Origin of the sequence: Tabrizicola sp. TH137 (genome assembly GCF_002855575.1) — a bacterium.
In the GTDB taxonomy this organism is placed as follows: Bacteria; Pseudomonadota; Alphaproteobacteria; order Rhodobacterales; family Rhodobacteraceae; genus Paragemmobacter.
This window is the reverse complement of record NZ_PKRQ01000009.1, coordinates 59,312-80,987: the sequence shown is the minus strand read 5'-3', so window position 1 is coordinate 80,987 and position 21,676 is coordinate 59,312. Positions and strand designations below refer to the sequence as shown.

Annotated in this window: 24 protein-coding genes and 1 pseudogene; 16 read left to right on the top strand and 9 right to left on the bottom strand. The window is 63.1% G+C overall.

Going from position 1 to position 21,676, the window contains the following annotated elements:
• Window positions 1-275: IS3 family transposase (locus C0V75_RS20745; protein WP_254216545.1), on the top strand; the 275-nt coding region annotated here is incomplete at its 5' end.
• Window positions 276-570: 295 nt separating this feature from the next.
• Here the strand turns inward: C0V75_RS20745 and C0V75_RS23190 are convergent.
• The 6 genes from C0V75_RS23190 to repA form a co-directional block, all read right to left on the bottom strand.
• Window positions 571-735 (bottom strand): hypothetical protein, encoded by a 165-nt coding sequence (locus C0V75_RS23190; RefSeq protein WP_167384016.1) that lies wholly within the window; start codon window positions 733-735, stop codon window positions 571-573.
• 387 nt (window positions 736-1,122) lie between these two features.
• A complete protein-coding gene (locus tag C0V75_RS20740) occupies window positions 1,123-1,596 on the bottom strand; it encodes a hypothetical protein (RefSeq protein WP_101922891.1) in 474 nt (157 codons plus the stop codon).
• Between the two features lie 99 nt (window positions 1,597-1,695).
• Window positions 1,696-3,867 carry a ParB/RepB/Spo0J family partition protein gene (locus tag C0V75_RS20735; RefSeq protein ID WP_101922890.1) on the bottom strand — a complete coding sequence of 724 codons (2,172 nt, stop codon included), beginning with the start codon at window positions 3,865-3,867 and terminating at the stop codon, window positions 1,696-1,698.
• A 177-nt stretch (window positions 3,868-4,044) separates the two neighbouring features.
• Entirely contained in the window at window positions 4,045-5,256 is a 1,212-nt protein-coding gene (gene repC, locus C0V75_RS20730) for a plasmid replication protein RepC (protein ID WP_101922902.1), read from the bottom strand.
• Window positions 5,257-5,438: 182 nt separating this feature from the next.
• Complete coding sequence (repB, locus tag C0V75_RS20725; protein ID WP_101922901.1) at window positions 5,439-6,431, bottom strand: plasmid partitioning protein RepB; 993 nt, start codon at window positions 6,429-6,431, stop codon at window positions 5,439-5,441.
• Window positions 6,431-7,615: a plasmid partitioning protein RepA gene (gene repA / locus C0V75_RS20720; RefSeq protein WP_023666900.1), complete on the bottom strand. Its 1,185-nt coding sequence runs from the start codon at window positions 7,613-7,615 to the stop codon at window positions 6,431-6,433. The genes repB and repA overlap by 1 nt, the downstream gene beginning before the upstream one ends.
• A 215-nt stretch (window positions 7,616-7,830) precedes the next feature.
• Here repA and C0V75_RS20715 point away from each other — a divergent pair, with 215 nt between their 5' ends.
• Both C0V75_RS20715 and C0V75_RS20710 read left to right on the top strand, forming a co-directional pair.
• Window positions 7,831-8,058, top strand: a complete 228-nt coding sequence (locus C0V75_RS20715) for an AbrB/MazE/SpoVT family DNA-binding domain-containing protein (RefSeq protein ID WP_101922889.1) — start codon at window positions 7,831-7,833, stop codon at window positions 8,056-8,058.
• Window positions 8,048-8,443 carry a PIN domain-containing protein gene (locus C0V75_RS20710; protein ID WP_101922900.1) on the top strand — a complete coding sequence of 132 codons (396 nt, stop codon included), beginning with the start codon at window positions 8,048-8,050 and terminating at the stop codon, window positions 8,441-8,443. The genes C0V75_RS20715 and C0V75_RS20710 overlap by 11 nt, the downstream gene beginning before the upstream one ends.
• An 82-nt stretch (window positions 8,444-8,525) precedes the next feature.
• Here the strand turns inward: C0V75_RS20710 and C0V75_RS20705 are convergent, their stop codons facing one another.
• Window positions 8,526-9,410, bottom strand: coding sequence for a recombinase family protein (locus C0V75_RS20705; protein WP_101922888.1), 885 nt, complete (start codon window positions 9,408-9,410; stop codon window positions 8,526-8,528).
• Window positions 9,411-9,635: 225 nt separating this feature from the next.
• Between C0V75_RS20705 and C0V75_RS20700 the strand changes: the two genes are divergently transcribed.
• Entirely contained in the window at window positions 9,636-10,700 is a 1,065-nt protein-coding gene (locus C0V75_RS20700; RefSeq protein ID WP_101922887.1) for a hypothetical protein, read from the top strand.
• Here the strand turns inward: C0V75_RS20700 and C0V75_RS20695 are convergent.
• On the bottom strand, window positions 10,660-11,679 hold the full coding sequence (locus tag C0V75_RS20695) for a helix-turn-helix domain-containing protein (protein ID WP_101922886.1): 1,020 nt from the start codon (window positions 11,677-11,679) through the stop codon (window positions 10,660-10,662). The genes C0V75_RS20700 and C0V75_RS20695 overlap by 41 nt on opposite strands.
• 143 nt (window positions 11,680-11,822) lie before the next feature.
• Here C0V75_RS20695 and C0V75_RS20690 point away from each other — a divergent pair, with 143 nt between their 5' ends.
• From C0V75_RS20690 to C0V75_RS23800, 4 genes and pseudogenes are all read left to right on the top strand, one after another.
• The gene (locus C0V75_RS20690) at window positions 11,823-12,344 is read left to right on the top strand and encodes a cysteine hydrolase family protein (protein WP_101922885.1); all 522 of its coding nucleotides are present in this window, start codon (window positions 11,823-11,825) and stop codon (window positions 12,342-12,344) included.
• A 170-nt stretch (window positions 12,345-12,514) separates the two neighbouring features.
• A complete protein-coding gene (locus C0V75_RS20685; RefSeq protein ID WP_158241907.1) occupies window positions 12,515-13,645 on the top strand; it encodes a YHYH protein in 1,131 nt (376 codons plus the stop codon).
• A gap of 42 nt (window positions 13,646-13,687) precedes the next feature.
• A complete protein-coding gene (locus tag C0V75_RS20680) occupies window positions 13,688-14,602 on the top strand; it encodes an NAD-dependent epimerase/dehydratase family protein (protein WP_158241906.1) in 915 nt (304 codons plus the stop codon).
• A 307-nt stretch (window positions 14,603-14,909) separates the two neighbouring features.
• Window positions 14,910-15,059 (top strand): annotated as a pseudogene (locus C0V75_RS23800) (PaaX family transcriptional regulator); the annotation flags it as partial.
• 9 nt (window positions 15,060-15,068) lie between these two features.
• Here C0V75_RS23800 and C0V75_RS23795 read toward each other — a convergent pair.
• Window positions 15,069-15,320: a hypothetical protein gene (locus tag C0V75_RS23795; protein ID WP_254216548.1), complete on the bottom strand. Its 252-nt coding sequence runs from the start codon at window positions 15,318-15,320 to the stop codon at window positions 15,069-15,071.
• A 27-nt stretch (window positions 15,321-15,347) separates the two neighbouring features.
• Here C0V75_RS23795 and C0V75_RS23790 point away from each other — a divergent pair, with 27 nt between their 5' ends.
• The 8 genes from C0V75_RS23790 to C0V75_RS20640 all read left to right on the top strand — a co-directional run bounded on the left by C0V75_RS23790 (window position 15,348) and on the right by C0V75_RS20640 (window position 21,676).
• Entirely contained in the window at window positions 15,348-15,701 is a 354-nt protein-coding gene (locus tag C0V75_RS23790) for a PaaX family transcriptional regulator C-terminal domain-containing protein (protein ID WP_254216547.1), read from the top strand.
• A gap of 163 nt (window positions 15,702-15,864) precedes the next feature.
• Window positions 15,865-17,070, top strand: a complete 1,206-nt coding sequence (gene pcaF, locus C0V75_RS20670) for a 3-oxoadipyl-CoA thiolase (RefSeq protein WP_101922881.1) — start codon at window positions 15,865-15,867, stop codon at window positions 17,068-17,070.
• 14 nt (window positions 17,071-17,084) lie between these two features.
• Complete coding sequence (gene paaA / locus C0V75_RS20665) at window positions 17,085-18,086, top strand: 1,2-phenylacetyl-CoA epoxidase subunit PaaA (RefSeq protein ID WP_101922880.1); 1,002 nt, start codon at window positions 17,085-17,087, stop codon at window positions 18,084-18,086.
• 60 nt (window positions 18,087-18,146) lie between these two features.
• Window positions 18,147-18,431, top strand: a complete 285-nt coding sequence (paaB, locus tag C0V75_RS20660) for a 1,2-phenylacetyl-CoA epoxidase subunit PaaB (protein ID WP_101922879.1) — start codon at window positions 18,147-18,149, stop codon at window positions 18,429-18,431.
• Window positions 18,431-19,270, top strand: coding sequence for a 1,2-phenylacetyl-CoA epoxidase subunit PaaC (paaC, locus tag C0V75_RS20655; RefSeq protein ID WP_173861113.1), 840 nt, complete (start codon window positions 18,431-18,433; stop codon window positions 19,268-19,270). Before paaB ends, paaC begins: the two co-directional genes overlap by 1 nt.
• A gap of 4 nt (window positions 19,271-19,274) precedes the next feature.
• Window positions 19,275-19,799 carry a 1,2-phenylacetyl-CoA epoxidase subunit PaaD gene (gene paaD, locus C0V75_RS20650; RefSeq protein ID WP_101922878.1) on the top strand — a complete coding sequence of 175 codons (525 nt, stop codon included), beginning with the start codon at window positions 19,275-19,277 and terminating at the stop codon, window positions 19,797-19,799.
• A gap of 37 nt (window positions 19,800-19,836) precedes the next feature.
• Window positions 19,837-20,913 carry a 1,2-phenylacetyl-CoA epoxidase subunit PaaE gene (gene paaE / locus C0V75_RS20645; RefSeq protein WP_101922898.1) on the top strand — a complete coding sequence of 359 codons (1,077 nt, stop codon included), beginning with the start codon at window positions 19,837-19,839 and terminating at the stop codon, window positions 20,911-20,913.
• A 7-nt stretch (window positions 20,914-20,920) separates the two neighbouring features.
• Window positions 20,921-21,676, top strand: coding sequence for a Phenylacetic acid catabolic protein (locus tag C0V75_RS20640; protein WP_101922877.1), 756 nt, complete (start codon window positions 20,921-20,923; stop codon window positions 21,674-21,676).

Sequence of the window (21,676 nt, the reverse complement as noted above, 5' to 3'; positions counted from 1 at the left end):
ATACATCGTCCGCGAAATCTTCACGGCGCTGTGCAGGCCAAAATTGCCCACACTACCGGCTTGACGAATATAGGAGCTTCAACTCGATGGTCGAGACATTCTTCAAGACCATCAAGTCGGAGCTGATCTGGCCTGTCGCATGGCAATCCCGTCAGCAGGCCGAAAACGCCGTCGCCAGATACATCGACGGGTTCTATAACCCCGTCAGGCGGCATTCATCGCTCGGCTTCCAAAGCCCAATCGCCTTCGAGCGAAAGGCCCGGGAAGTAAGCTAGAAGCTCTCCACAAAAGCAGGGCAAGTCCAAAGTATCTCGACACCTTGGCTGAGCATGGCTTTGTCGAAAAGCACCGCTCTGGAAAGCACAACTACTTCATCAACGTCGCCCTGGTTAAACTCTTCCTCGACGTGTCGGGCGGACCGTAAACTCGACACCGGGCGTTCGGCTCCTTGGGCAGTCGTGCCGACCTCCGCGTCGGCTCAGATTTCCGGGCCAACGAGAGGTCTGAAAGCCGAACGGCCCGGATCGGGGCCCCTGCCCCGATGCCGAGCCCTCGGCAAAAGCGTAGGCATCATGCCCAAGGGTCTACCTCAGCGATCACTTGAACCTCGTCTCCGTCGATCTCATCGGCGGGGACGGCGCCGAAAGTTCCATCCCCGGCCTGGAAGACAACGATCGAGACCATGAGCGTGGCGGCGAGGGAGGCGGCGAAGGCGTGAGCATCTTTGCGGGACATCTGTTTGGCTCCTGTCTTGGAGGCGGGGGACCATCCCCCGCACGACAGGACCCCGCAGGCCCGAAGACTGGCTGACATCACCGGGTGCGTTCGGCTTGCCCGAATCCACCCGGCGGCACGGGCTTGCCCGTAGTCCGACCCCTCGCGGGTTGATCTCGAAGACAGGATTCGGGGCAAGGAAGGGGATGGCGAGCGGGGGATGGTGCCCTGACGACTGGAGCTTGTTGTCCCGCTGAGTTGCTCTATCGCCAGCCTCCCGGCCAGGCTCATGGTTGAAGACCTCCGTCTTTGGGGGATGGATCCTTCGGCGCCCCGCGACATCGCGGGACGAGGGTGCGGTCGGTGAGAGGCGCGCCCGTCGACAGGCCCCTCACGCCATGTCAGGGCTCAAGCGGCCAGGTCCGCGCCCCCTGCCCTATCGCCGTCTTCGGCACCGACGATTTCAAGCCGCGCGTTGCGATAACCTTCCCGCGCGATCCAGAGCTCCGCTGCGGCGACGGACTCCGCCAGATGCAGCAGTTCGGTGTTCCCGCCGAAGTCCAGAAGCACGCGCACCTGGCCGGGCTTCGGTTCCTCGGCCACCTCGAAGATCAGACGGCTATCCGCCGAATGACTGCGCATGATGGTGACCAGGATCACCCCGTCAGAGGAGAAATTCCCCTCATGGAGCGTGAAGGAGGCCGGAGCGGTCCAGGTCGGATAGACCCTGGGCGGTTCCTTCTTCACGAGACGACCGACGCCGTTCGAGCGCTCCCAGGCCGCGAGCTTCTTGGTGAAACGTGCCGGCGGCTTGGGACTGCCGTCGGTGTAGCGGATAAGCGCCCCGAGGGGGGCTGAGTCGATGATGGTCGTTGCAGACATGATTCCTCATCCTTAATGCGAGATTTCGCATTCATCATATTGATATCGCTGTATTTTGTTGAGATGAGGGCGGGCTTCCCCGCCCTCGGATGGCTCAGATCACTCCGCCGCCATCATCGACGTAACGGTGTCCGGCAGATCAGCCGTCAGGAAGGCTGGGAGATCGATGTCGTCGGGCTCGCCCGCATCCTCCCCCTGCCCTTCTGCGATCTCCTCGCCGTCGCCTGCCGCCAGATCAGCGCGACGCAGGACCTCGGGCAACCAGCCGCTGCCCTTGAGGAGCCGCTCGGCTTCGGTGGCCATCTCGCCCTTCTTCAGGTGATCGAGAAGCTGCGCGGTCCCTTCCCCCTTCGCCTCGCGCACAGCCTCGAGGATGCGGGCCTTGGGCACTCGGTTGAGGTAGCCGTCGACCGTCGGCTCCCACCCCGCTTCGACCATGTCGAGATCGACCGCACGTGCCACCAGGTCGGCATGTGCCATGCGGCGGGTCAAGCCGCTGGCGGAGATGCCCGCGCCATAGGGGCTCACCTTCTCATGGAGCGCGTTGATCCCGAAGCTGAGGCAATGCGCCAGGAGCGCCAAACGGCTTCCCTGATCGAGGACTGTCAGATAGTCCCAGAGCGCGGCATCATCGCCGAGGGGCAGATCGGCCTCCCAGGCCGCGTGACGCTCGTCGACCAGCCTCGCCACAATGCTGTCCTTCAGATCGGGCGCCTGCGCCGACATATAGACATGACGCACCGAAGCCTCGAGACAGCTGCCCGAAGCCGAGGAGCTGCGGAAGGTGTCCTTCACCAGCTTCAGGAGCAGGAGCGTCAGCGCCACATCCGGCGAACGCCCGATGGCCTCGCGCAGCGCAAGAGTCCTGTGGGCCGTCAGTTCCATGACGAGCCGCTCGGGAAGCGGCTTCAGCGCACCGTCATCTTCGTCATCGGACGCATCCGCGCCGATCGGCTGACCACCCGAAGTGATGACGGTGCCCCCAGCGGAGGTCGCCGATGGTTTCCAGCTGGAAACACCGACATCACCCCCCTGCCCCATAACGCCCGCGGTATCGTCAGCCTGGACCGCGGTCGCTTCGCGCGGCTCATCCTCGGGCCGGACATAGCCACGGTAGACCGCGAGGCTGCCGTCCCGATCCAGCGTCACGAAGACGCCAGCGCGCCCGACCTCGACCGGGTCGTAGACCAATGGCCGCTGCTCAAGCGCCTCCATTGCCATCTCGAGCTGCCCGAGCCGAGCGTCGATCTCCTCGGGGTATTCGTCCTTGCCGGAATATTCCTCTTCCAGCGCACGATACTCGGCGAGCAGCGCCGCGTGAGAAGCGCTGTCCTCGTCGGTCATCGGTGCAGGATCACCGGCCAGACGCCGGAGACCGTGGCTGTAGCCGTAGGGCAGGTCGGTCGCCACCTCGATCCACTTCCAGCCCTCTGAGGTCAGCGCCCCGGCTTCCGCCTGGAGCTTCTCGGAGACCAGCCGGTCGAGCAGGGCGGGGTCCTCGAGCCAGCCTCCGTCATCGCCCTGGAAGAGATCACGCAGTACCACACCGCCCGCCGCCTCATAGGCATCGACACCCACGAAGACAGTGCGGCGATCCGACGCCCGGACCGAAGTTTCCGTCAGCATGCGCCGGATGGCGTAGGGCTCCTTGTTCCAGGAGTTCTTCACAGCCTCCCAGACCTGAACCTGACGCGCGTGGTCCGGGTTCACCGTGAAGACCATCAGCTGTTCCAGCGTCATCCCATCCTCGGCATAGACCTCGAGCAGGGCAGGGGCCACGGAGGCGAGCTTCAGGCGCTGTTTCACGATCTGCGGGGTGACGAAGAAGGCGGCGGCGATCGCCTCCTCGCCCTGACCTTTCTCGCGCAGGGCTTGAAACGCCCTGAACTGGTCGAGCGGATGCAGTGCCACGCGCTGCATGTTCTCCGCCAGCGAGTCGTCCTCTGCCAGGATATGAGACGCGGCATCCCGCACGATGCAGGGGATCGGCGCGGCCTTCGCCAGCCGCTTCTGCTTCACCAGCAGCGACAGCGCCTGGAAGCGCCGACCACCGGCCGGGATCTCGAACATGCCGGTCTCGACACCTTCGGCATCAAGCACGGGCCGCACGTTCAACCCCTGCAGCAGGCCGCGACGCGCGATGTCCTCGGCCAGTTCCTCGACCGAGACGCCGGCCTTGATGCGTCGCACGTTGGTCTGGCTCAGCATGAGCTTGTCGAAGGGGATGTCCCGCGACGGGGACAGGACGACGTTCTGGGCAACTTTCGCCATCAGATCTTCTCCACGACGGGCGCCGGAAGACACTCTCCCGATCTCACTTCCCGTCACCCCTCAACCCCCAATCTTTCCCTCTAAGGATCCGTAAGCTCGATTCCGCTAAATGAGTTCACAGCTGTGAACTCTGGGGAAAGCTCTCACCCTGCCACGAACAGTTCACAGCTGTGAACTTCAGGCAGCAGTCCGCCGGGACATCAGCGCCATGACCATCGGCCCGCAGGAGAATTCGCCCGCCGCTGCCTTCGATGTAAGCGCGCGAAGGTACCCCCCAGGCGATCGGATATCGGAGAAGCGTTCCAAGATGGCGGCCAGGACGATGGACGCCTGCTCTGGACCCATGAACCGCTGCGCTTCTTCCCAGGCGGATGCACTGATACCCATGGCGGGCCGGACGTGGCAGGCCGCATCGAAAAGCTGATGCCAGTGTCGGATATCGCCCTGGTAGAAAGTTTTGAGGGAAGGGCAAGCCGCAATCACCAGATGGAGTGGAATCTTTGGCAAACTTCTCGTCTCTGCTTCTTCCACATCTGCACCGCGCGCCTCGGTATCCTCATCAGGCGCGCCGGCCGCCGCCCCGCCTTTTTCTAAGGCAGGTTCAAGATCGAAAGGGTCTGTATTTGAATTATGATAGTGGCGCTCAAAACGATCATCATTGGTGTTCATTTCTTCTGTTTCAGGGCCATCAATGAGGTTCCGGGCCTTATCCAGGAGAGCTTCAAGTTCGTCACGGCAGGCCGCGAGATCAGCAAACGACAACTTGCGGCGCAGAGCGCGCGCTGTGATGACCGCCGTGTCGCGAAGCTCATTCCAGAAGCCAAAGCCCGGCTGGATCTCCTCTCCAAAGTCCGCGAGGGCCGCGAGATCGCGCCGCATGAGGCTCACAACTTCCCTCAACCGCCTGATACGCTCCTCGGCCTCACGCACGGCCTCTGCAGCTCGTGCAATCTCCTCGGACCGACAGTAAAGCGGCGAGAGGTCGAAGCCAAAAGCCACACGCTCTTCGCCAGTCTTGCGGACATAGCGCTTCCCGTTGGGGCTATCACGCCGCATGAGCAAGCCTGCTTCGACCAAGCGGGCCAGGTGACGACGCATCGTGGAGGCAGGCATACCGTTCAGCCGCTCGCAGATCGCTTTGTTGGAAGGGAAGACGACCATCTCCGCGTTCCCGCCAAGCGCATCATTCGGAAAGAAGCTGAGCAGCCCCTGGAGAACCGTCAGATCGCGCTCGGAAACCTCAAAGGCGACCTGCGCCTTGGACAGCTCGCGAAGGAGCTCCCACTTGTTGACGGGCTTGCCCTGAACGGACGCTTCAGGCCGCTCGATCACGCGCAGATGGGCGTGCGAGATCGGCCGCATAAACGGCGAAATCGGTGTGTACTCCATGATGTCAATCACGAAGGCATAGAAAAACCGGTCCGCGAATCACATATGACTTGCGGTTTGCGCGCTGGCCCACTACCTTGAAGGTGCTAAGATCAAAGTTGGGGTCTCGTGGAGCGCAAGCTTTGCGGGACCTTTTCTTTAGCCTGTACCGTGCCTCCTTATTGTTGCTGCTCTACCTGTCTTCATGTCTCGCGTTTCCAGCGGTCATGGAGATCTTCGAGGACGTTCTGCGCACGGGCGTCGAGCCACTGCGCAAAGGCATCGTCCACATTCGTAAGATCCAGCCTAAGCGCCCGAGTCGACCTCTTGATCACTCCCACAGGCGCGCCATCGATCAGAAGGGGCGTCGCTTTTTGTCTCGGCTTCCGGCCAGGAGAAGAACCAGTGTTCCTTTTCACATGACGGACAACGGCCTCAAATGCCGCGACCGAAGGATCAACCCGGGGCTCCTCGTCGGCTTGCTCGCCAGCAGCCGCTTTGCCACGGGCATCAATCGCAACCTGGCAAAGCTCGTCCATGCCCATGTCTGCATTAGACAGGTCCTTCGCCAAGGACTCCCATCTGGGGCGCCCGATGCCATGCGCCGGTCCGATCGCTTGGGCCAAGGCAGTCCCGATCGCCTTGGCAACCGAGATCGACATCGAAACCGCAGAGCGCGTCACGTTCAGCACTTCGGCAATCTGAGCCTGCGAGCCAAAGCCATTGTCGAGCAGTTCCTGCGCGAAGAGGGAGCGTTCGATGTAGCTGAGGTCGCGCCTTCCAGTGTTCTCGGAAACCTGGGCGCGCAACGCGGCCGTATCGTCCAGGTTCGCGATAAGCGCTCGAACCTTCTTGACCTTGTCGGAGGCACGAATGGCCTCAAGACGTCGGCGTCCATAGACGAGGAGATAGCGATTGGCCTCGGTCGGGTGGCGCCTTACGAGAATGGGGACGGTCTGGCCGTTCTGCTCTATCGACACGCGCAGGTCATGCACATCCTTGGGGTCGAGGCGATCCGAATACCTTTCGTCCTCGATCTCATCTGGATCGAGTTCCCAGACATGATGAGCATCCACGGCATCGCGCGCAGAGCGGAGCGCCCGATTGCTTGACATCATGCTGCCCGGGGCAGGGGGCGTGCCCGCAGCCGCCAAACTGTCGAGCATGGACATACGTTTTTTCTTGGTGTCGGTCATCAGCGCCCCCACGTCTTCTGGATGAGCTGGGCGATCTCATCGTTGACGGCATTCAGGCTTTCGACTGCCCGGTCATAGGTCGTCCGGGTGAAGGCGCTCCGTTCGACCTCGTACAGGGTCTGCTTCGTCAGGCCGGCATCCGATATGGCCGTCGACTTGAGCATCGGAGCGTTCAATACCTTGTCTCCGTACATCGTCCGCAGGAAGGCGACGATGCGGTTCTGTGGTGCATCCGTCGGCTCGTAACGGGTCAACAGATAGCGCATCCAGTCATGCGACATGTCGGCTCCGCTATCGGCGATGACATCCATGAGGTCGGCCGTCATTCTGAGGAACTGGCTCATCGACATCACGTCGAGCATCTCGGGATGGATCGTCACAAGAACGCCTGTCGCGGCCGACAGCGCGGACATGGTCAAGAATCCGAGTTGCGGAGGACAGTCGATAACGACGACGTCATACCGATCATCGACCTGCGCAAGTGCCTCCTTCACACGGAAGAAGAACAATCCCGCATTACCGCGAGAAAGTGCCCGGGGCGTCTCGTGCTCAAACTCCATGAGTTCGAGGTTTCCGGGAATCAGGTCCAAGTTCGGTATGTAGGTCTTGCGGATGACCTCTGCTATCGGAACCGGATCTTCATAGCGGATCGCATCGTAGAGTGTGCCACCATCAAGCAGGTCGAACTCCGGCTGAACCCCGTGCAAGGCCGTAAACGATGCCTGCGGATCAAGGTCGATTGCCAGGACACGGTACCCTTTGAGGGCCAACCTTTGCGCAAGATGCGCCGAGGAGGTTGTCTTGCCACTACCACCCTTGAAGTTCATTACGCCAATAACCTGAAGATGATCTCCAGCGCGGCGACCAGGCAGGTAGTCTCCCGGCTTGCGAGCTGTTTTCTCCAACAATATCCGCAAGTTATGGATATCTTCAGCAGAATAATGCCGCCGGTTCCCCGATGTGACCTCTGGCGATGGTCCCTTGCCATCAAGGTGAAGCTTCCTGAGGTATGAGTCGTTGACGCCCAACAGTGCAGCGGCTTCCCCAGAGGTGAATTTGCGCATAGTTTTTGAAGCGTCGGGCGGGAACAGGCTCTCACGCTGCGCATGAAGTTGCGCCGCCAACAACTCTGAGTGCTGGCGGATCACGGCGTTCAGGTCTTCTGGTCTATCGGCTCTGCTCATCTGCCCTCGCGCGTCCGTGGCGTGTTCACGGATTTCGGCGTTTAGTCGCCCTTTTCCGTGACTATTGCCGGAGGAGCCAGATTCGCGCAAGCCCTTTCTAAATATAGTGCCAGCCGCTGCCTGACGCACAAGAGTAGCCCAGGCTCGCGGGCAGTCTTGCCCATGCAGCCAGAATGATATACATTACTGCAAGTATATCCATGCAGGAGGCTGCGATGCAGGTCGCAAAATGGGGCAACTCGCTTGCCGTTCGTCTGCCCGCGGAGCTTGTCCGGGAGCTTGGCCTCAAGGAAGGCGATCAGATCGATCTGGTGAAGGACGACGGCGAGGTCAGAGTCCGTCGTCTGGCGCGCGCAGATGAGGTGCTGACGGGTCTGCGCCGCTTCCGGGGCAAGCTGCCCGCTGCAGAGCGCCTGAGCCGCGATGACGCGCATGAGCGCTGAGTTCGCGGACACGAATGTCGTTCTTTACCTGCTCGACGATGGCCCAAAGGCCGATCGCGCCGAGGTTATCCTGGGGCAGGGGCCCCGGATCAGCGTTCAGGTCCTGAACGAGACGCTGGTGAACTGTCGCCGCAAGGCTGGCCTGAGTTGGGAGGAAGCAGGGGCGTTTATTGAGGGCATTCGTGCCTTGTGCCACGTCGAAGACCTGACCATTCAGACCCATGACGTCGGCCGCGCCTTGGCGGAACGCTACAGCTTCTCGATCTACGACGCCATGATCGTGGCCAGCGCTCTGGTTGCGGGCTGCACCACGCTGTGGAGCGAGGACATGCAAGATGGCCTGCTGATCGAAGGCCAGCTTCGCATCATCAACCCCTTTGTGTGAGTGAGCAGAGAGTTTCTGAGCATGGCGCTGGCCAAAGCCTTGTATTCCTTCCATGTCGTGGAGGATTTGCAAGGTATCTCGACTACGCAAGCAGCCCCAGCCTCACAGCCCTCTCCAGCAGCATCTTCACGGATGACGGCTGCCAGCTTGTCCGCCCACGGGGTGTTCGCTCGCGCATGGCTTCCAGCCGGCTGCAGATCGCCTGAAGCGTGATGTCCGGATCCGCGCCCTTGATGGCGGCGACGATGACGGGCAGGCGGTCGTCGGTTTCGCGGCGGCCGGCGCGGTCCAGTACCGTGGGCGGTAGGAAGCCGTCCCGCACATAGGCGTTGACCGCGCGCAAAAGGCGGCTTTGCGTCCATTGGCGCTCGCGGGGCAGGGGGCCGTTGACGATGCGCAGCACGTCTTCCCAGGCCAAGTTGGGGCGCAGGCGACGGACATGGGGAACCCAGTCCTGCGCCGTCTCATTCAGCCGCTCCATGTAGCCGTCCTGCCGGGCCAGCCTCAACTTGCGCAGCGCCGCCGGATCCCGCGCGCGCAGGCCCGGATTGCCGCCAACCCGGCCTTTAGTCTTTGCACTGGCTAGCCCGGCTTTGGTGCGTTCGCGGATCAGGGCCCGCTCGAACTCGGCCGCAGCACCCAGAACCTGCAGGGTGAACTTGCCCTGCGGCGAGGACGTATCGATCGGGTCCATGAGCGATCGGAAGAAGGCGCCTCTGGCTTCCAGCCGTTCGATCACTTCGAGGAGGTGCGACAGCGACCGCGCCAGACGATCAATGCGCACGACAACCAGCGTGTCGCCCTTGCTAATCCGCTCGAGCACGCGGGCCAGCACGGGCCGCGCGCGGTTCCCTCCCGATGCTTGCTCTTCATGGATCTCTGCGCAACCCGCGGATTTCAGGGCCTGCGACTGGGGCAGGGGGGTCTGATCCTCAGTCGAGACGCGTGCATAGCCGATCAGGGGCATCAAAACAGGACGTTTGCAGTTTCATATATCGTCACTAAACGACCGTTTGTAAACGGATGCAATAGCGCTTTCTGTCGTCCAGTTCAGTGAAATGCCCTTGGTTTCCTGCGGCTGAGCGCAATCCGTGAGCTTCGCGGACGGTTGCGCGCGCGTCATATATGAGGAGTGGGGAATCGCCCGGAGAAAACCCTTTGGTAAAGTGCAAAATGGCTATATTTTGCACATATGAAACGCCAAGCATCGACCGTTCATGACGATTTTGACAATCCTCTGACCAGTGTGGAAGAGGCCGAGGAGTTGTCTGAAGACGAACTTTGGTTCCTGCCCGCTCCAACCGAAGACGAGCTCGACAGTCTGCCGCCGGGACTACGGGTGGAGCCCCACGAGACCGCGGTTCTTGACGACTGGCGGAAGGCCGAGGCGGGCCATGCCGCGCGGCTTGCCCGCGTCGCGGGGCGGCTCGGTGCCTTGGACGAACGGCTGAAGCGGGGACCGGAGGGCTGGCGGCTCAGGCTTGCGCTAATCGAGGCGGCTGATCTCAGCTGGTTTGCGGGTGACCGGATCAGCCCGGATCGGCTTGCGCTTTGGATTTCGCTGCGCCTGTCTGGTGTTCAGGACTCTACGACGGCGCTGGCGCGTGTCGGATGGGCGGTGCGGCGGCTGACGGGGGGGCCGAGGCCTGAGATTGACCTATCCGCTTTCCTTGATCGCCGCGACCCCGAGAAACTGGATGATAAAGCCGAACCCTTCGCGGATCGGGCGTGTGGCTGGCTTGAACTTATGGCGCAAGGCGCTGACCTTCACCCTATCACCCGCGCATGCATGGGATTTCACCTCTGGAGCCTTGCGGGGCTTGGGCAGCTTGGCGACCGGATGGAAGCGGCGGTCACGGCCGCGCGGATTGCGGCCTGCGAGGGAAAGGGTGCGGTCTTTACGCCACTGGCTATGGGTGGGGCAGGGGGGCTGCGCTCCGGAGGCCCAGCCTCTGACCGTTTGGCGCGGTGGCTTGACGGGATGGAGACGGCATGTCGGACGGCGATGCGGCACCTCGACGATATCGAGGCATGGTCAGCGCGAGTCGAAACGGAGATAGCACCGCTATCGGGTCGCACACCTTCGGCGCTGCGCGCAGTGCTGACCGAATGGCCGCTTGTCTCCGCGCCAATGGCCGAGGGCCTTACCGGATCCAGCCGCGCCGCCATTCAGCGCAACCTCGCCTGGATGGAAGCGCGGGGTTTGATCCGTGAGATTACCGGTCAGGGGCGCTATCGACTATGGCGGGCGAGCTAGTTCGCGCTTCGCCTTGAAAACTGCGCCGCCAATCGATCGGGGGGGTGCGGAAGGCCCTGCGAAAGTGATGCCGCAACGACTCGGCGGACCCAAACCCCGCCAACTCGGCGATCCGCTCTATCGACTGATCGGTCTGCTCCAGGAGTTGCTGGGAAAGATGCAGGCGCTCCGTGAGAAGCCATGTCAGCACGGTGGAGCCCGTCAATGCCTTGAATTGACGAGTGAAGGAGCGCCGACTCATGCCCGCTTCTCTTGCCAGACTGTCAAGACTGTGGGTCTCGTTCAGGCGCTTTCGCACCGACTCGATCAGCTGGGACAGACGATGGCCACCGGGGGTGAGCGGCAGGGGGCGCTTGATGAACTGTGCCTGCCCTCCCGCTCGATGAGGTGGGATTACCAGCCGTCTGGCCACTTGGCTGGCCCGCGCGGCACCTAGCCGCTGCCGCACAATCTCTAGGCAAGCGTCCAATCCCGCGGCGGTTCCGGCTGACGTCATCACGCCTTCCTCCGCGACGTACAGCACGTCCGGTTCGACATTAATCGCGGGAAACTGCTTCGCCATCTGCTCCGCATATTCCCAATGGGTGGTCGCTCGGCGGTTGTTGAGCAACCCTGCCTCGGCCAGCACATGGGCACCGAGGCACAAACCGACGATTTGTGCGCCGGCCGCCTTGGCGGAACGGAGTGCGCGCAGCAGGGACTCCGGAGGGCGCTCGTTCACGTTGCGCCAGCTCGGTACGATGACGAGGTCGGCACCGTGCAGCGCTCGCAAGTCAGCGATTCCAGAGATTAGATAACCCGCGCTGGTGGTGAGTGGCTGAGGCTCTGCAGTGCAGAACACAAGCTCGAACGGATTCGGCGCCTGCGGCGCCTCACCAAAGATCACGCCGGGAATGGCCAAATGAAAAGGGCTGATCCCGTCAAAAGCGACCACGGCGACACGAACAGACGGGTCACTGTTTTTTGGATGAGTGGTCATGAGGGCGACCTTTGGGGAATGAGAAGAACATTGGCCCATTCTTAACGAAAAACTTGAATCAGGCCAATGGCGTCGACGGGCCCAAACCTAGAGAATGGAGCCGTCGCCACCGTTGAGTGGCCCCATCCAGGCGAACAAGAACCATGAGCAAACCCGCACTGATCGTCATTGACCTGCAGAACGACTACTTCCCCGGTGGTGCCTTTCCACTGGCCAACACCGACGCCACGCTGCTCACAATCGAGCGCGCCATCGCGAACGCACGCGCCAAAGGCGTCCCGGTGGTGCATGTGCAGCACGTGGCCGACCCGCAGCAAGGACCCGCCCCTTTCTTCAACGCCAACACCCCTGGCGTTGAGATTCACCCCAAGATCCGCGAGGCCGCACCGGACGCGCCGGTAGTCGTCAAACACTTTGCCGACAGTTTCGAGCGCACCAATCTGCACGAAACGTTGCAGCAGTTGGGCGTCGACGAACTGATCCTGTGCGGGATGATGACCCAGAACTGCGTGACGCACACTGCACTGTCGCGTCAGACGGATCGCTACAAGAAGGTCACCGTGCTGACCGATGCCTGCACCACGGTGAGCGACATGCTGCACGCCATCGCGCTGCATGCCTTGTCCACAAGAGTGAACCTCGCTCCTGCCGCACAAGTGCTTTGAGGGCACAGCCTGTCCAGTGACGGGCGGCGACGAGAGACATGCTGATGGCCAGTGCGCACGGATGCTCAGCTATGAATTGTGCAGTGAGGATATCCCGCAGAACCGCGTTCGCTGGGGCATTAATATTGTGTGGGTTTCGACCGACCTCCGACGCGCTGGCGCAATCGGAAGTGAATCTCGTCATGCACACCGAAACTTTCCGCGATGCCGCGAGCGGCCAATGGATACGCCGCTTCTCGGGCCGCGCCGCACCCCGGGAGGCGTTCATAGACCCCGATACTGGCGCCGTCGTGCGGCCGCGTGATCTGTTTCCCAACCAGAATGATCCCTTCGCCATCAACGACCGCTTGCAACTCGGCGAGGGCGGTTATGCCCTTCGCACGCTCGATCGGGCTCGTCTGGGAATGGCTCCCGGGCGTGATCACCAGTCCTGGGCAATGAACATGATTCCCTTCGGCGTGCTGCTCGACGGCTCGATCCTCGATCCTTCCGGGCCTTGGTACGACGGTGGCCCAGCCGACCCCAACAATCCCTTCGACCGTGCGTGCACGGGCTGGGAATATGAGGTGACGCACCCGGTGGTTTCTCAATTGGTTGGCGTGCCGGCCTTGATTGCCGGACACGTGCAACCGAGCGGCATGTTCCACTACCACGGCTATCCGCGCCTACTGATCGAGGCGCTTCGCTCGGAAGCGCTAGCGCGCGGGAAAAGTAGCGGACCGCTGACCGTGGGATACTCGGCCGATGGTTTTCCTGTGCTCGACTATCGCTTCGCCGAAAGCCCGGGCGGCCGCCTCGTCTTTCGCTTCTCAGGCTATGTACTGCGCAAGGGGCAGAGGCAGGTGGTTGAGTTCACCAACCCCGCCACGGTGCCATTGGGCAATCATGATGGTCTGTACGTGCAGGATTACGTCTTCGATCCCAGGCAGAAGAATCAGGAGATCGAAGCGGCGCTGGCGCAAAGCGAGGCCTATTTTGGGTTGACACGCAGTGCCCTACGCGACGGGCGCGCCAGCTATGCACTACTCGATCAGCACAATGGCGGTGTCCTTGGCGATGTCGAGGGCTATCAGGGCAGCGTGTACGGCTGTGTGCTGACGCCCGACTGGCCAATGGTTCCACGCCTGTTCGCCTTTGAGCCCGATGAGACCTTCAAGCAGGTGATCCCTTTCGAGCCGACGGGCTTTGGCTCACGCATCCTCAAAGTGCTGGGCGTGAGCGAGGGACGTCGCTCGCTTTATGACAATTGCCCCGCAGATCTCAGATCGATCCGGCAATGGCATGAACGCCCGCCCTATTGAGCGGATCGTCTTCGCGCAGTGATGTCAGAAAGGAGATCGGACATGCCCGAACGGCACATCGTACTTGGCGCTGGCGGTGCGATAGCGAGTGCAACGGTCAAGGCCCTTCAGGCGACCGGTGTCGATGTCATCGCGATCGGTCGGTCGGATGCCGATGTACGGGATGCCGCAGCACTCGCGCCCCATCTGGTCGGAGCAAGCCACGTTTACCTTTGCATCGGGCTGCCCTATGTCGGAGCCGTGTGGGAGCGCGACTGGCCGGTCATAATGCGTGCTGTCCTGAGTGCCTGCGAGGCTGCGGGCGCCCGGCTGATCTTCTTCGACAACGTGTATATGTACGGCCCACCTCCGCTGGCCAATCCGATAACCGAGGATCACCAGCAAACGCCCACGACGCGCAAGGGCCGGGCACGCAAGGCAGTAGCCGATCTGGCATTGCAGGCACACGCAGCCGGTCGCGTACGGGTCGTGATCGGCCGGTCTGCGGACTTCTACGGGCCCGGCGCTATCAACTCGCCCTTCTATATTCAGTTCCTGGAGAACCTTCTTGCTGGCAAGCCGCCGCAGACGCTGATGCCGCAGGGGCCTCGTCATACCTATGCCTACACGCTGGACAATGGCCGCGCGCTGGTGCGGCTGGCGTTGGATGACGTGGCCTATGGAGCGGTCTGGCATTTGCCGGTCGGCCCGGCGGTCACGGTTGAGGAGATGGCCGATCATTTCCGTGCAGTATTGGGACGAGATTTCAAGGTGGCGCATCTGCCACCGTTCATTATCTCGCTTCTCGGGCTTTTCAATAGCACGATCCGGGAGGTCGCCGAAATGGGCTATCAGTTCCGTGACGACTACGTGCTGGACTGGAGCCGGTTTGCCGCCCGCTATCCAGACTTCACCCCAACCCCATATGCGGAAGGAGTCAAGTCGATGGTTGATTTCTTTCACTCTCGCGAGGCCTGAATACCGACAGAGATGACGTGCAGTAGGTGGGCGGTCACATCGTCAATGCTCAGTGGCTTGTTCCGTCCCGATCCTCTGGCGCAGCGCCCGTGTTGTGGCGCGGGTAGAGACTCCACTAAGGATAGCAGCGACGCTCAGCATGGTGGCCCAAGGTTGCTGTACCCGCAGCTGGAAGCTTTTCACTTGACTGAGCAGTGGTCGCTCAAACTCTGCTTGCCTGCAAACACACACGCCGGATAAACGACCGCATCTCAAGAACGAACGCCGAAGGCTGATTGTGTCAAAAAGTTCCGTAATTGCGTCCGCGATGCGGTTGAATGCGGCTGCCTTCATCGTCACCATCTACGGTGATGTTGTCGTCCCGCGTGGAGGCGTGTTGTGGACAGGCAGCCTGATCGCCTTGTGTTCGAAGGTTGGCATCAACGAATCTCTCGTGCGTACAGCTGTATCGCGGCTTGTGGCGGCTTCACAGATTGAAGGTGAGCGCGTCGGACGGCGGAGCTTTTATCGTCTTAAGCAATCTGCGGCTGCAGAATTCCTGCGTGCAGCGGATCTGCTCTATGGGCTGGACCGACCGGCGCATGGATGGCAGATCATCCATGATCCCGAGATGCGCCTTGAGGATGCAGTACGGCAACGGATGGGGCATCTGGGCGGTAGTGTGTTTATCCGGCCGGATCGTGGGCAAGCCCCGCCCACAGGGGCGCTCGTCTTTCATGCCGAGGCGCTGACCAATGCGAGGCCCTTGACTGCATTCTGGGACCTGACCGCGTTGCGCGATGGCTACGCAGGCTTCATTGCACTCTTCAGCAGCCTCACCCCTGACCGGCTCTCCGAGTCAGAGGCGCTGACGGCGCGCCTACTCTTAGTCCATGCCTATCGCTTTGTCCTCTTGCGCGATCCTCGCCTGCCCGTCGAACACTTGCCCGCAGACTGGAACGCGCCAGAGGCGCGGGCGCTCTTCTGCCGGCTCTACCTCGCGCTGACCCCGGCGGCCGAGTCGCATGTGGCGGCGCTCTGCGAAGGGACCGATGGCCCACTGCCCGCCACGACCGAGGCCAGCGAACACCGTCGTCTCGCCCTTCTCTCCAGCCTGTAGACAGGCAGACAGTTGATTTTCATTCGAGCTTCTAAGTGTGATCAAAAGCATCACATCGATTTAAGATTTTTCTCTTTTCATGTGATGTTTTTATATGTATACGTTGACCGATCGGTCGACGAATGAGGAATCGGCGACCTTCCCGACAAGTACAGGAGCAAGGATGCGCGACGCCTTCATTTGCGATGCGGTCAGGACGCCCGTGGGGCGGTATGGCGGGGCCTTGGCGCAGGTGCGCGCCGACGATCTGGCAGCCGAGCCGCTGAAGGCGCTGATGGCGCGCAATCCGAATGTGGACTGGTCGCAGGTCGATGACCTGATCTACGGCTGCGCCAATCAGGCGGGCGAGGACAACCGCAACGTGGGCCGGATGGCCGTGCTGCTGGCGGGCATGCCCATCGGCGTGCCGGGGACCACGGTGAACCGGCTGTGCGGGTCGGGCATGGACGCCGTCGGCATGGCCGCGCGGGCGATCAAGGCCGGGGACTGCGATTTCGTCATCGCGGGCGGAGTCGAAAGCATGAGCCGCGCGCCCTTCGTGATGCCCAAGGCCGAGACGGCCTTTTCTCGGTCGAACGCGGTTTATGACACCACGATCGGCTGGCGCTTCCCGAATCCGGCGATGAAGAAGATCTACGGCACCCATTCGATGCCGGAAACCGCCGACAACGTGGCGGCGGACTACAACATCAGCCGCGCCGATCAGGACGCTTTCGCGCTGCGCAGCCAGCAGCGGTGGGCCGCGGCGCAGGCGGCGGGCGTCTTCAAGGACGAGATCGTGCCGCTGGTGATCCCGCAGAAGAAGGGCGATCCGCTGGTCATCGACACGGACGAACACCCGCGCCCCGGCACCACTCTGGAGCAGCTGGCCAAGCTGCGCGGCGTCAACGGGCCGGACCTGACGGTGACGGCCGGGAACGCCTCGGGCGTGAACGACGGCGCGGCGGCGCTGGCGGTGCTGTCGGCCGAGGCGGCCGCGGCTCAAGGGTTGACGCCCAAGGCGCGGATCGTCGCCATGGCCGCGGCGGGGGTGGAGCCCCGGGTCATGGGCGTCGGCCCGGCGCCCGCGGTCCGCAAGGTTCTGGCCCGCGCCGGCATGACGCTGGACCAGATGGACGTGATCGAGCTGAACGAGGCCTTCGCCGCCCAGGCTTTGGCCGTGCTGCGCGACCTCGGGTTGCCGGACGACGCGGCGCATGTGAACGCGAACGGCGGCGCCATCGCCATGGGCCACCCGCTGGGCATGTCGGGCGCGCGACTGATCACCACGGCGATGTACCAGCTGCACCGCACCGGCGGCCGCTACGCGCTGTGCACCATGTGCATCGGCGTCGGCCAGGGCATCGCCATCATCATTGAACGAGTCTGAGGGAGGAACGACCCATGTATGCACAGATGGTCAAGGCCGAAGGCGCCAAGTCCCGCGAGGAAATGTCCGAACAGGAACGCGCCTTCCAGGACCGCATCGACCGGGGCGAGAAGATCGAGCCGAAAGAGTGGATGCCGGAAGGCTATCGCAAGACCCTGATCCGCCAGATCGGCCAGCACGCCCACAGTGAAATCGTGGGCCAGCTGCCCGAGGGCAACTGGATCACCCGCGCCCCCACGCTGGAGCGGAAGGCAATCCTGCTGGCCAAGGTGCAGGACGAGGCGGGGCATGGCCTCTATCTCTATTCCGCCGCCGAGACGCTGGGCGTCAGCCGGGATGAGCTGCTGGCGGCGTTGCACAGCGGCAAGATGAAGTATTCCTCGATCTTCAACTATCCGACGCTGAACTGGGCTGATATCGGCACCGTCGGCTGGCTGGTCGATGGTGCGGCGATCATGAACCAGGTGCAGCTGCAGAAGACCTCGTACGGTCCGTACAGCCGCGCGATGATCCGGATCTGCAAGGAAGAGTCGTTCCACCAGCGCCAGGGCTACGACATCCTCTTGAAGATGTGCCTGCAAGGCACGCCCGAGCAGAAGGCGATGGCGCAGGATGCGATGAACCGTTTCTGGTATCCGGCGCTGATGATGTTCGGCCCGTCGGACAAGGACTCGGTTCATTCCGCGCAGTCGATGCAGTGGAAGATCAAGATCAACACCAACGACGAGCTGCGCCAGAAGTTCGTCGACCAGACCGTGCCGCAGGCCGAATACCTGGGCCTGACGATCCCCGACCCGAACCTGAAGTGGAACGAGGAGAAGGGCGGCTACGACTTCTCCGAGCCCGATTGGGACGAGTTCTTCGACGTGATCGCCGGGAACGGCCCCTGCAACGCCGAGCGGATGGAAGCCCGCGTCACCGCCTGGGAAGACGGCGCCTGGTTCCGCGACGGCCTGATGGCGCACGCTAAAAAGCAGGACGCCCGCCGCGCCGCCGCGCGCATCGCGGCCGAGTGATTTGCCGGCGGGCTGCCGAGGCCCGCCCCCACCCCTTGACCCGAACCGGGAGGAATACCGATGTCCAGCGAATGGCCCCTGTGGGAAGTCTTCATCCGCGGCCAGCACGGCCTGAACCACCGCCATGTCGGCAGCCTGCACGCCCCCGACGCCGAAATGGCGATCTGCAACGCCCGCGACGTCTACACCCGCCGCAATGAAGGCGTGTCGATCTGGGTGGTGAAGTCGAACGAAATCACCGCCTCGGCGCCCTCGGACAAAGGCCCGCTGTTCGAGCCGTCGAATTCGAAGGTCTACCGTCACCCGACCTTCTTCGACATCCCGGCTGAAGTGGGGCATATGTGATGCCGTCGCTCACCGATGTGATGACCGCCGATGCGGACTTGGCGCGTGCGCCCGGAATCCGCACGATGGCCGCCAAGGGCGCGGCGCCTTCGGATGCCTTCGTCGACTGGCTGTGCCGGATGGGCGACAACTGCCTGGTGCTGGGGCATCGCGTGTCCGAATGGTGCGGGCATTCCCCCGTGCTCGAGGAAGACATCGCGCTGGCCAACACCGCGCTGGACCTGATCGGGCAGACGCAGCTGTGGCTGGGCCTGGCTGGCGAGGTCGAGGGCAAGGGCCGGACGGCCGACAACCTTGCTTACCTGCGCGACGCGGCGCAGTTCCGCAACGTGCTGCTGGTCGAGCGTCCCAACGGCGACTTCGGCCAGACGCTGATGCGCCAGTTCCTTTTCGACGCCTGGCACATGGAGATGCTGCGCGCGCTGCAAGCGTCCTCGGACAAGCGCGTGGCCGAAATTGCGGCCAAGGCGGCGAAGGAAGTGGCCTACCACCTGGAACGCTCGGCCGATCTGGTGATCCGTCTGGGCGACGGGACCGAGGAAAGCCGCGCCCGGATGCAGAAGGCGCTGAACCTGCTGTGGCCCTATACGGGAGAGCTGTTCCTGGGCGACGCGGTGGATCAGGCGATGGTTGAGGCCGGGATCGCTCCCGCGCCGGAAAGCCTGAAAGCCGCCTGGGACCGCACGGTGGCCGAAGTTCTGGCCGAGGCGACGCTGGTCAAGCCGGAAGGCACCTTCCAGCACAAGGGCGGCAAGCAGGGTCGTCACACCGAGGCGCTAGGCTTCATCCTGGCGGACATGCAGTTCCTCCAGCGCGCCTATCCGGGCGGCACCTGGTAAGGCGATGAGCAGCGCGGTGCTTCCCGATATCCAGATGGTGCGGGACTGGCTGGCCCAGGTGCCGGACCCGGAAATCCCGGTGATCAGCCTGACCGATCTGGGCATCATCCGGGACGTGGAATGGCAGGACGACACGCTGGTTGTCACGGTCACGCCCACCTATTCGGGCTGCCCCGCGACCAGCGTGATCAACCTGGACATCGAGGCAGCACTTCGCGCCAAGGGGATCCAGAAGCTGCGGCTGGAACGCCAGCTGTCGCCCCCCTGGACCACCGACTGGATCACCGCCGAGGGGCGCGAGAAGCTGCGCGCCTACGGCATCGCGCCGCCGGTGGACGGCACCGCCGCCGATGGCCGCCTTGCGGGGCGGATCGCCCGGCTGGCGGGCACCTCCAACCTGGTGATCGCCTGCCCGCGCTGTGGCTCGACCAGGACCGAGAAGGTCAGCCAGTTCGGCTCGACCCCCTGCAAGGCCAGTTACCGCTGCACCGACTGCCTGGAACCCTTCGACTATTTCAAATGCATCTGAGGATGCACCCGATGCTCAGACACTCCGGGAGGACATGATGTCTCGCTTTCATCCGCTGAAGGTCACCGAAGTGCGCCGCGAAACCCGCGACGCCGTGGTTGTGACCCTGGCCCCGCGCGACGAGGACCGCGCGCTGTTCGACTTCACGCAAGGTCAATACCTGACCTTCCGCCGCGCCTTCGACGGCGAGGAACTGCGCCGGTCCTATTCGATCTGTGCGGGCAAGCACGAGGGCGTGCTGCAGGTCGGCATCAAGCGCGTCGATGGCGGTGCATTCAGCACCTGGGCGAACGAGAACCTCGCCCCCGGCGACGAGATCGAGGCCATGCCTCCGATGGGCAAGTTCTTCACCCCCGTCGATCCCGCGGCCGAAAAGCACTACCTGGGCTTCGCGGGCGGTTCGGGCATCACCCCGGTCCTGTCGATCATCAAGACCGTGCTGGCGGACGAGCCGCACTCGCGCTTCACGCTGGTCTATGCCAACCGGGCGGTGGGCACGATCATGTTCCGCGAGGATCTTGAGGACCTGAAGAACACCTATCTCGGCCGCTTCTCGGTGATCCATGTGCTGGAAACCGAAGCGCAGGAGATCGACCTGTTCACTGGCCGCGTCGATGCCGACAAGATGAAAGCCCTTTTCACCGGCTGGATCGACCCGAAGTCGGTGGATACCGCCTTCATCTGCGGGCCAGAGCCGATGATGCTGGCCATCGCCGCCTCCTTGCGCGACCACGGCCTGACCGACGCCCAGATCAAGTTCGAACTCTTCGCCAGCGGTCAGCCGGGCCGCGCCAAGGCCAAACCCGTCTCGAAAGCCGAGCTGAACGCTGGCAACTCCACCTCTGCCACGGTGACGCTGGACGGGACCACCCGCACCTTCGCCATGCCGCGCCAGGGCCAAAGCATCCTGGACGCCGCCATCGAGAACGCGCTGGACGCACCCTATTCCTGCAAGGCCGGGGTCTGCTCGACCTGCCGCTGCAAGGTGATCGAGGGCGAGGTCGAGATGCACACCAACCACGCGCTTGAGGATTACGAGGTCCGGGCCGGTTACGTCCTGTCCTGCCAAAGCTTCCCGGTGACCGACAAGGTCGTGGTGACATACGATGAGTGAGGGCAGCATGACCGAGACGATGAACATCGAGGACTATCTGGCGCAAGGCGGCGTCCTGACCTCACCCGGCAACGTCCCCGCGCGCTATCGGGGCGAGCTGATGCGGCTGATGTCGTCCTTCGTGGACAGCGAGTTGGCGGCCTCGGCAGGCTTCGCCGGGTCGATCAACTTTTCCCCCGGCATCAAGGAGCGGATCGCCGCCAGCCGGATCACGCTGGAAAAGGCCGACCATGCCGAGCGGGTGCTGAACGTGATGGCCGATTTCGGCACCGACACCGCGCGCTACCAGCGCCAGCACGACTGGGCCGCGCGCCTGCCCCGCGATGCCGATTTCGGCTCGACCCGCACCGGGGGCGACATGCGGCTTTCCGTGTTCCACTACCCGATCACCGGCTGGGCCGATGCCGTGGTGATGAACGTCCTGATGGGCCTCGCCACCGGCGTGCAGATGACGGAACTCACCCGCGTCTCCTACGCTCCGCTGGCCGAGGTCTTCCGCGAGATCGCCCCGCGCGAGGCGCGTCATGCCGCCCTGGGGATCGAGGGGCTGGACCAGCTTGTCGCGACCGAGGAAGGCCGCGCGGAAGCCAGGGCCGCCGTCGCCTACTGGCGCCCGCGCGTTGCCGTGACCTTCGGCATCGCGAACTCGGCCCGCTACGACACCCAGGCCAAGTTCGGCCTGCGTCACGCCCCCAACGAGACCCTGCACGCCCGCTGGGATGCGCTGGTCGCCGAAACCCTTGGGCCCATCGGCCTGAACTGA